9 protein-coding genes are annotated in these 9818 nt (G+C 74.4%); 4 read left to right on the forward strand and 5 right to left on the reverse strand.

The genetic code is table 11. The features are described 5' to 3' along the window. Window positions 1-165 precede the first annotated feature (165 nt). Window positions 166-1155 (forward strand): 2,3,4,5-tetrahydropyridine-2,6-dicarboxylate N-succinyltransferase, encoded by a 990-nt coding sequence (gene dapD, locus ADL22_RS02990; RefSeq protein WP_066973509.1) that lies wholly within the window; start codon window positions 166-168, stop codon window positions 1153-1155. An 84-nt stretch (window positions 1156-1239) separates the two neighbouring features. Here dapD and ADL22_RS02995 read toward each other — a convergent pair whose 3' ends face one another. Next, a complete protein-coding gene (locus tag ADL22_RS02995; RefSeq protein ID WP_066973511.1) occupies window positions 1240-1866 on the reverse strand; it encodes a hypothetical protein in 627 nt (208 codons plus the stop codon). Window positions 1867-2020: 154 nt separating this feature from the next. Between ADL22_RS02995 and ADL22_RS03000 the strand changes: the two genes are divergently transcribed. Next, window positions 2021-2839: an EI24 domain-containing protein gene (locus ADL22_RS03000; protein WP_079063802.1), complete on the forward strand. Its 819-nt coding sequence runs from the start codon at window positions 2021-2023 to the stop codon at window positions 2837-2839. Window positions 2840-2980: 141 nt separating this feature from the next. On the opposite strand, the gene ADL22_RS35635 is transcribed toward ADL22_RS03000, so the two are convergent. Next, a complete protein-coding gene (locus ADL22_RS35635; protein WP_199836196.1) occupies window positions 2981-3121 on the reverse strand; it encodes a hypothetical protein in 141 nt (46 codons plus the stop codon). A gap of 139 nt (window positions 3122-3260) precedes the next feature. After that, window positions 3261-5096, reverse strand: a complete 1836-nt coding sequence (locus ADL22_RS03005) for an endonuclease/exonuclease/phosphatase family protein (RefSeq protein WP_066973513.1) — start codon at window positions 5094-5096, stop codon at window positions 3261-3263. 235 nt (window positions 5097-5331) lie between these two features. On the opposite strand from ADL22_RS03005, the gene ADL22_RS03010 reads away from it, so the two are divergent. After that, window positions 5332-6828, forward strand: coding sequence for a hypothetical protein (locus ADL22_RS03010; RefSeq protein WP_066973515.1), 1497 nt, complete (start codon window positions 5332-5334; stop codon window positions 6826-6828). Window positions 6829-6895: 67 nt separating this feature from the next. Here ADL22_RS03010 and ADL22_RS03015 read toward each other — a convergent pair whose 3' ends face one another. Continuing rightward, complete coding sequence (locus ADL22_RS03015; protein WP_066973517.1) at window positions 6896-7810, reverse strand: class I SAM-dependent methyltransferase; 915 nt, start codon at window positions 7808-7810, stop codon at window positions 6896-6898. Between the two features lie 87 nt (window positions 7811-7897). Here ADL22_RS03015 and ADL22_RS03020 point away from each other — a divergent pair, with 87 nt between their 5' ends. Beyond that, complete coding sequence (locus ADL22_RS03020) at window positions 7898-8929, forward strand: MsnO8 family LLM class oxidoreductase (protein WP_066973519.1); 1032 nt, start codon at window positions 7898-7900, stop codon at window positions 8927-8929. 121 nt (window positions 8930-9050) lie between these two features. Here ADL22_RS03020 and ADL22_RS03025 read toward each other — a convergent pair. Beyond that, window positions 9051-9818: TerD family protein (locus ADL22_RS03025; RefSeq protein ID WP_199836197.1), on the reverse strand; the 768-nt coding region annotated here is incomplete at its 5' end.

The raw sequence follows: 9818 nt of genomic DNA on the forward strand, positions 1-9818 counted from the left end.
CCGGGCGCGGCTCGCCGGCCGCCGGGGGCGGCCCGGGCGCCCGTCCGGTGCGGACCTACGAGCCACCCGGCCCCACAGGCTCCCCGTCCGGTGCGGATGTACGACCCGGGACCGATCGCTGAGACCGGTTCGCCTCCGCGGGCCGGCTCCGGTTAGGTTTCCGGCATGACCGATGCTGCAACCCCCCGTACGACCGGCGCCGTCGCCGCCGGGCTCGCCACCGTCGCCGCCGACGGCACCGTTCTCGACACCTGGTTCCCCGCCCCCGAGCTGACCGCGGAGCCCGGCCCGGCCGGCACCGAGCGGCTGGAGGACGACCGCGCCGCGACGCTGCTGGGCGCCGCCGCCCTCAAGGCCATCGGCCCGGACCCGGTCCGCGGTGTGGAGGTCGTGGCCGTGCGCACGGTCATCGCCTCCCTGGACGACAAGCCGCTGGACGCGCACGACGCCTACCTGCGCCTGCACCTGCTCAGCCACCGGCTGGTCAAGCCGCACGGCCAGAACCTCGACGGCATCTTCGGCCTGCTCGCCAACGTCGCCTGGACCTCGCTCGGCCCGGTCCCCGTCGACCAGTTGGAGACCGTCCGGCTCAACGCCCGCGCCGAGGGGCTGCACCTCCAGGTCACCAGCGTCGACAAGTTCCCGCGGATGACCGACTACGTCGCGCCCGCCGGTGTGCGGATCGCCGACGCCGACCGGGTGCGGCTGGGCGCCCACCTCGCGGCCGGCACCACCGTCATGCACGAGGGCTTCGTCAACTTCAACGCCGGCACGCTGGGCACCTCCATGATCGAGGGCCGGATCAGCGCCGGTGTGGTGATCGGCGACGGCTCCGACATCGGCGGCGGCGCCTCCACCATGGGCACCCTCTCCGGCGGCGGCAAGCAGATCATCTCCATCGGCGAGCGCTGCCTGCTCGGCGCCGAGTCCGGTATCGGCATCGCGCTGGGCGACGAGTGCGTGGTCGAGGCCGGCCTGTACGTGACCGCGGGCACCCGCGTCACCCTGCCCGACGGCCAGATCGTCAAGGCCCTGGAACTCTCCGGCGCCGACAACATCCTCTTCCGCCGCAACTCCACCACCGGCACCGTGGAGGCCCGCCCCAACAAGGCCGTCTGGGGCGGCCTCAACGAAATCCTGCACAGCCACAACTGACCCCACGCCGAGCGCCCTCCCACGGCCGGAACGGCCCGGGGAGGGCGCTCACCGCGTCCTGCGGCAGCGGCAACGGCCTGGCGATCACTGCAGCGGGACGGGCGCGACCGGGAGCTGGTCGCCGCAGAGCCAGGTGAAGGTGCGGTCCGGTTCGAGGCGGGCCTCTCCCCAGTGGATGACCTGGATGCCGCTCTCCGCGGCGGCGGTGAAGAACACGCAGACGAGCTTCGTCGAGGCCCCCAGTTCCCCGAACGCCTCGTGCAGGTGCAGGTACTCGTCCGTCGTCAGGTCGTCGTCGAGCTCGAACAGCGCCTCCGGTTGCTGCGGCCCGTGCGCCCGGAACAGACGGCGGCGTGTAGGCGACGTATTGGAAGGCAGCCTCGCACGGTCGAGCGGCCGCGGTCTGTCCGCGTACCTGTAGGGGAAGAGGGCGTGGTCATTGATCACCGCGTACTCGTAGCCGCGTACGTCGCGTACGGACTCGCCGAGCTCCCGCGCCATGTCCGCGAGGTTCTCCCGCGCGGCCTCCGTGAGCGTGCGCCCGTACGGACTTCGCTTCTTCAGCTCGGCCGCGAGATGCGTGGCGTGGGCCTTCGCGTGCGCCTTGGCCAGCTGCACGGGAATCGCCGCGGCGAGGGCGCCGGCCTGCCGGCCGAACCGCTCCACTGCCCACGCCGGATGCTCGCCGTTGCCCCCACCTGCTCCAGCCATGAAGTGCCTCCCCCGATCGTTCGCCTCTCAACTGTGTGCCAGGTGCGCCAAGTCCTCACAAGGGGGCGATTCGGCCAGGGGGCGCAAGGGCCGCGCACGGTGGCCGGTGGGATGGCCCGCCGGGCTGTCGGTGGTGGTGGATAGGGTGGCCGGTATGCGTGATCTTGTGGTGGGGCTGGGGTATTTGGGGCGGGGTGTGCGGTGGGCGGGGCGGCACGGGCGGTGGTGGGGGTTCGGGTTGATTCCCGCGGTGATCGCGCTGGTGTTGTATGCGGGGGCGCTGGTGGCGCTGGCGATGGGGGCCGGTGATCTGGCGGCCTGGGCGACGCCGTTCGCGGACGGGTGGGGGTCGCCGTGGCAGGGGCTGCTGCGCGGGGTGTTCACGGTGCTGCTGCTGGCCGGTGGGCTGACGCTGTCGGTGCTGACGTTCACCGCGGTGACGTTGCTGATCGGGGACCCGTTCTACGAGGCGCTGTCGGAGCGGGTCGAGGAGAGCGAGGGCGGCGGGCCGGCCGGTCCGGAGCGGGGGCTGTGGCGGGAGATCGCCATCGGGCTGCGGGACATGGTGCATGTGCTGCTGCGGGCGGCCGGGTTCGGGGTGCTGCTGTTCGTGCTGGGGTTCCTGCCGGTGGTCGGTCAGACGGTGGTTCCGGTGGTCGGGTTCTGCGTCTCCGGGTTCTTTCTCACCGTGGAGTTGACGACGGTGGCGATGCAGCGGCGGGAGGTGCCGGTGCGGGAGCGGTTGCGGCTGCTGCGGGGGAGGCTCGGGCTGGCGATCGGGTTCGGGACGCCGCTGGTGCTGCTGTTCCTGATTCCGCTGGCGTCGGTGGTGTTGATGCCGGGGGCGGTGGCGGGTGCGACGCTGCTGGTGCGTGACTTGGTGCCGGGCGGGCCCGGCTTGGGGACCGAGACGGAGGCGGGGACGACCGCTGGGGAAGGGCCGGAGGGGCGGGCGGTGCCGTCCGGTTGGTGAACGGGCCGCGTGCCTGCGGTCGTTGGCCCGGCGCCCAGCGGGTCCGCGCCCGTTGGCCCCGCGCCCGGTGAACGCGGCGGCGGCCGCCGCACCGAGGGGTGCGGCGGCCGCCCGGGCAGTGGAACGACTGCCCTGCCCGCGTCAGTCAGCCTTGCGCGACCGCGGCTTCAGGTCCTGGGTGCGCTCGGCGGCGGACTCCTCCGACTGCGGCCGGTGCTGCTCGGAGCGCCGCTCGGCGGCCCGGTCCTGCTTGCCCGACTTACGGTTCTGCGACTTCGGCATCATGACTCCCTTTGTCTCGCCGAAACGGTGCTTACCAGCCCAGTACCGCACCCCGGGACGCGTTCGGCGCCCGGGGGTGGGCCGGTGGAGTGACGGCTCGGTCACCGCGGGTGAGGCGAGGGGGTGGGGTCGCGGGGCGTCAGGGCTTGACTCGGAGGACCTGGGGGTCGTGGTCGCTGGTCTGGTCCGCGTACTCCGCGTTGATGTGGACGATGTCGTAGTCGGCGCGGGCCAGTGCCTTGCTGGTGAGCAGGTGGTCCAGCACCTGCGAGTTGCCCTGGTAGACGTAGCTGTAGCGCTCGTTGACGGGGAGTTTGGTGACCTGGTCGGTGAGGATGCCCCCGGCGGTCAGCGTCTTCAGTGCGGGGGAGAACTGGTAGTCGTTGAGGTCGCCGGCCACCACCACCTCGGCCTTGGGGTCCTTGGCCAGCAGCTCCTTGACGAAGGTGTTGACCAGCTTCGCCTGGGCGGTGCGCTGGGTCTCCGAGGTCCGGGCCGGCGGCTGGAAGCGGCTGTCCACCCCCTGGTCGCCGCCCTTGGAGTTGAAGTGGTTGGCGATGACGAACACCCGGCTGGCGGGCTTGCTCTTGAGGGCGAACTCGCCGACCAGCGGCTTGCGGCTGGACTTCCACGCCGGGTCGGTGGGCGCGATCCGGCCCGGTGAGGCGGACAGCCCGGCCTTGCCGTGGTCGTCGACGACCTTCACCGGCGTGGTCGCGTCGCCGCCCGCGACATCGGTGAACGCCACCCGCTGCGGGTTGTAGAGGAACGCGATCCGGATGTTGCCGCCGGGCTGGCCGCCGTCCTCGTCGTTCCGCGGGTCGATCGACCGCCAGGCGTACGCCGGGCCGCCGGCCGCGGTGATGGCGTCGGTGAGCTTCTTGAGCGTGGTGCCGGCGGTGACCGTGCCGTCGTCCTTGGCGCCGCTGTCGTCCTGGACCTCCTCCAGGGCGACCACGTCGGGCGCGGCGAGGTTGTGCACCAGGCCCTTGGCCAGCCGGTCGAACTTGGCCTGCGGGTTGTCCGGGGCGAGGTTCTCGACGTTGTACGTGGCCACGGCCAGTTCGCCGGCCGTCTGCTTGCGGGTGGTCTCGGGCGCCGGGGTGTGGGCGTCGAGGGCGCCCAGTTCGGTGGCCTGGACGGTGTAGCCGCCGAAGTTGTCGTAGTCCAGCGGGCCGGCGGTGGTGCCGGAGAGCCGGTCGCCGACGTTGGCCACCGGGAACGGCCGCTGGGAGAACGGGATCAGCGACTGCACCTTGACCCGGCCGCCGTTGGGGTCGGCGTAGGAGCCGTAGAGGGTGCCGCCGCGGGCGGTGCGGTGGTGGCCGGGGGTGGCGGTCACCCACAGCTCGTTGTGGGTGTTGGTGGGGCCGACGACCGGGGCGTCGGCGACCGCGACCCGCATGCCCTCCAGCGATTCGTAGCGATCCAGGGCGTACGTCCCCGGCTTCAGGGTGCGCGACTCGATGCTGCCGCCGCCCGCGTCGGGGGCGTAACGGGCGGGAATCGACGCGGAGTTGAGCTTGACGGGGGCCGGGAGCGGCTGGCCGGACGCGGTGACCGTCCAGCTGGCGCCGGTGATCTCGGTGACGGACTGGCCGCCGGCGTCCTTGCCGCCCGGGTAGTACTCGCTGACCGTGCCGCTGACGGTCACCGCGTCGCCGACCGAGACCTTCGGCGTCTCCTTGCCGGTGAAGACGAAGACCGCCTCGCTGGTCGCCGGGTCGCCGTCCGGGTGCGGGTCCTGCACCCAGAAGCCGCGCGACGAGCCGAACGCCCGGACCGCGGTGACGGTGCCGGGGACGTCGTCGACCTGCTTGCCGGCCAGCGGGGATATGCGCGTTCTGCCCTGGATGTCATGGATCCGGGTGCCGGCCGCCGAGGCGGACTGCACGGTGAGCAGTCCGCCGGCGAGTGCCGCGCAGGTCACCACGGCGAGCACGGCGGGCCTGCGGAGCGTACGACGGGATGGCATCGATGCCTCCGGTAGGGGAGAGGGGGGTGGGAGAGTGGGGAGCGGTACCGGCGCTCGCTACGCGCGTCAATCTCTTGTGCGCGCAAGGGAGTTGTCAAGGTCCTCCCGGTGGACGGGAGCGTACGGGAGGGTGAACCGCCCGACATGGGGAGAATTCCGTCTACGCTGGGGCGGCGCACTCCCCGGCCATCGCGGGGAGGTACCCCAGCCGCCGTCCGCCGAGGAGCTGAGCCAGATGTCCGCAGACCGCCCCACCATGCCGCCGGTGCGGCTGCACCCCGAAGCGGAGCTGGCCCGCGACGCGCTGAGCGCCCCGCTGATGGCCCGCGCCGCCCGGCTGGCCCGCTGGGCCGAGGGCGGGGTGCCGGTCGGGGCCGGCGGCGAGCTGGGCGAGAAGTCCCTGGCCGCCGCCACCGAGCACCTCGGCCTGGCCACCGACGAGGACGGCCCCGCGTACGCCGCCGAGGCGTGGCAGCTGGCCGTGGACACCGGCCTGGTGGAGATCACCGAGCACGACGGCGCCCCGGACGGCGACGGAGCGGACGCCGGGGACGACGCCGTGGCCGGCACCGCCACCCCCGGCGAGGAGCTGTCCCTGCTCACCTCCGGCAGCCCGCAGGACGTGCTGGAGATCTGGCTCGGCGGGATGGAGACCGTGCTCGCCGACGCGGTCGCCCCGGACCTCTCGGAGATCGCCGAGCAGCTCGCCGACGGCGGCGAACTGGACCTGGACGCGCTGGACTGGAACCCCGAGGAGGAGGCCGAGCTGCTCGACGGCATCCTCGGCAACCTCTACCTCCTCAGCGCCCTCAACGAGGTCCCCGACCAGGACGTCCCGCTGCCCGCGCTGGCCGCCTCCATGATCGTCCCGGAGGACATGGACGAGCCGACCGACGACGTGCTCGAAGAGGTCTCCGACGCGATGATGCGGCTCGACGACCAGTTCCGGGTGCTGGAGCCGATCGGCCTGGTCGCGTACCGCCCGGTGGACGAGGCGCTCATCGAGGAGCTGGACGAGGACGGCGAGACGGTCAGCCCGGCGGAGCCGCTGGCGGACGAGGACGTCGCCCGGTACGGCATGGTCCGGCTCACCCCGCTCGGGGTCTGGGCGGTCCGCACCCGGATGCTGGACGCCGGGGTGGACGCGCCGGCCGTGGGCGACCTCACGGACAAGGGCGCCGACGTCCTGCTGGAGGCGCTGCCCGACTACCCCGAGGCGCTGGCCCAGGCCGAGTCCGAGCAGTGGCTCGCCGCCCGTACGCCGCTGGACGCCGCCCGGGACCTGCTCGCGGCCGCCCGCGGCGACGACGAGCGCGGCCCGCTGCGCCGGCTCGCGGCCCAGCAGACCCTCTCGCTGGTCGCCGCGGAGGCCGAGCCGGCGCTGCGCGAGGTGCTGGACGACCGGTACCTGGGCGGGCTGGCCCGGGTGTGGCTCGCCGAGCGCGGGCTGCCCGGTATCCCCGAGCCGTCCCAGGAGATGGTGTTCTGGCTGACGGTGGACACCATCGCGGCCCAGCTGGGCGGCACCGACGAGGCGGCGGAGGCCGAGCTGCGCGACCTGGTGCGCGGGCTGACCGAGCAGCACAGCGGCTTCTTCGACGCGGTGTGGCGGGTGGATCACCCGGCCACCGCGGAGGTGCTGGAGGCGATGGGTCGGCTGCACCCGGACCGCAAGGCGGCGAAGGAGGCCCGCAAGGCGGCGTTCAAGGCGCGGTCGCAGCGGTCGGAGTGAGGGGGCGGGGCCCCGGGGCGGCTGCTCAGCCCTCGGGGGCCTTCGCTTTTGACGGACGGGTGGTCGCTCAGCCCTCCGGGGCAGCCCCGCCCTCCGGGCCCGTCGCCGTGATCAAGTAGTAGTCGAGCAGGCCGGTTTGATAGGCCGTCAGGTATTGGCGGGGCCAGGCGTCGCGGAGGTCGGGGCGCTGGTCCATATAGCGGTCGTAGCACTCCCAGACGCCGTCGCCGATCGGGGTCACCGCGACGTCCCGCAGACCGGCCTCGGTGAAGGCGGCGGCCGCGTCGTCCACCAGGTGCGGGACGTCCAGCCCGTTGGCGTACGGGGGCAGCAGCTCGGGCAGCACCCGGACCGCCTCCGGGATCCGGGCGAAGAACGTGGTCAGCGCGAACCCCCCGGCCGGCCGCAGCACCCGCACCGCCTCCCGGGCGAAACCCGCCAGATCGCGGAAGTGCTGGGCGGCCTCGACCGAGTAGACGAAGTCGGCGCAGTCGTCCGGCAGCGGCATCCGCTGGGCCGGCCCGAGCACGAACTCCAGCCGGCGCGGCCCGTCGCCCGCGTCCAGCAGCTCGGCGTTGGCCTCCAGCGCGCGGGCGATCTGGTCCGGATGGGCGTCCAGCCCGATCACCGACCCGAAGTCGAACTCCTTCAGCGCCAGCGCGCACCCCAGCCCGCGCCCGCAGCCGACCTCCAGGGCGGTGCGGCCGCGCGGCCGGTCGCAGGTGTCCAGGACCAGCCGGTAGAGGTCCTGCTCGCTGCGGACCCGGTCGTCCTCGGTGAGCGGGCGGTGCGCGGGCTCGGGCAGCCACGCCCAGTACCCGAAGTTGATGAAGCCGCCGGCGAACCCGGGGGCGGTGCCGAGGTCCTCCTCGCCGTAGGTCGCGGCGACCCGCTCCGGGAGGTCCGGGGCGGCCGCGCCGTCCGGGGGGCCGGGGTGCTCGGGCCGGCCGGGTGCGCCGGCCGGGGGCGGCTGCTGGGGCATCGGACGCTCCTCGTCGTCGAGCCGTGGGGGAGGGGGCCGAGGGGGCGGGGGACGGAATCCTGGGCGCGGAGGGATGTTGAAGGGGAGGTGAGCTCGCAGATACGGACACCTCAATTCTCGATCCTGGACCGCTCCCGCACCAGGGAGGGACACCCGCCCGCGGCGGCGTTGCGCGACACCGTGGAGCTGGCCCGGCACGCCGAGCGGCTGGGCTACCACCGCTTCTGGGTCTCCGAGCACCACGGCGTGCCCGGGGTGGCCGGTTCGGCGCCGACGGTGCTGGCCGCCGCGGTGGCCTCGGCCACGTCCGCCATCCGGGTCGGTACGGGCGGGGTGATGCTGCCCAACCACCGGCCGCTGGTCGTCGCCGAGCAGTTCGGCGTGCTGGAGTCGCTGTTCCCGGGGCGGATCGACATGGGACTGGGCCGTTCGGTCGGCTTCACCGGCGGGATCCGGAAGGCGCTGGGCGCGGAGAAGGACGCCGCCGGGGACTTCGAGGCGCGTCTTGCGGAGCTGCTGGGCTACTTCACGGGGACCCAGACCGCCCATCCGCAGGTGCACGCCCGGCCGGCCGAGGGGCTGGCGGTGCCCGCGTTCGTGCTGGCCACGGGGGCGGGCGCGGAGGTGGCGGCGCGGGCCGGGCTGGCGCTGGTGATCGGCGACTTCCGGGACCCGGCGAAGGTGCTGGCGGCGGTGGACGGCTACCGCGCCGCGTTCCGCCCGTCCGCCATGTGGCCGCGGCCGTATGTGGTGATCTCCGGGACGGTGGCGGTGGCCGGCAGCCAGGAGGCGGCGCGGCGGCTGCTCGTCCCGGAGGCGCGGGCGCTGGCGTACTCGCGGACGCACGGGGTCTTCCCGCCGCTGCGGCCCGCGCCGGACGGGGCGGGGCCGGCGGACGGCGGCGAGGGGATGTCGGCGCGCGAGCGGGGCTTCTACGAGGAGGCGCTGCGCGGGCACGTCCACGGGACGGAGGAGCAGGTCGCCGCGGCGCTGGACGAGCTGATCCGGGCGAGCGCCGCGGACGAGGTGCTGGTGACGACCAGCGGCTACGACCGGGCGGCGCTGCTGGAGTCCTTCGAACGGCTGGCGCGGGTGGCGGGGCTGGCCCGGCGGGGGTGAGAGGCCGGGGCGGCCCGGGGGTCGTCCAGGCCGCCGGGGCCGGGGCCGGGACCGTAGAGACCGCCGGGGCCGGGACCGTACCGGCCGCCGGGGCCGTACCGGCCGCCCGGCCGGCCCCGGGCTAGAGCGCCGCGGCCGCCGGCTTGACCATGCCGCGGACGGTGCGGGCGTCGACGAAGTCGCCGAGCGCGGTCATCTCCCACTCGCCGGTGAACTGCCGGACCAGCTTGGCCATCAGCACGCCGGTGCGCGGCTCGGCGCCGGCGAGGTCGAAGCGGGCCAGCTCCTCGCCGGTCTGGGCGTCGGTGAGCCGGCAGTAGGCGTTGGCGACGGCGGAGAACTTCTGGCCGGAGAAGGAGTTGACGGTGAAGACCAGGCCGGTGACCTCGGGCGGGATGCCGCCGAGGTGGACGGTGATCACCTCGTCGTCGCCGGCGCCGTCGCCCGTGAGGTTGTCGCCGGAGTGCTGGATGGCGCCGCCGAGGATCAGCAGCTTGCCGAAGTAGCAGTTGGCGATCTTGGAGCGGTCGGGGCCGTAGGCGATGACGGAGGCGTCCAGGTCGATGCTCCGGCCGCGGCGGGCGGGCTCCCAGCCCAGGCCCATCCGGACCGTGCCGAGCAGCGGGCGGCCGCCCTTGACCAGCGAAACCGTCTCGTTCTTCCGCAGGCTGACCCGGCCCTTGTCGAGGTTGACCTTCCCGGCGGCGGGCGGCGGGGGCACCGGGGCCGGGGCGCCGGTGGGGGGCGCCCACTGATCGGGCGCGGCGGGGACCGGCGGGGCGGGGGGGGGGGCGGCGGGGGGGGGCGCCGGGAACCGGGGGGGCGGGGGGGGGGGGGGGGGGGGCCGGCGGGGGGGGGGGGGGGGGGGGGCCCCGGGGGCCCCCGGGGG

It is taken from the genome of Streptomyces sp. NRRL F-4489 (assembly GCF_001509485.1).
Classification (GTDB): domain Bacteria; phylum Actinomycetota; class Actinomycetes; order Streptomycetales; family Streptomycetaceae; genus Streptomyces.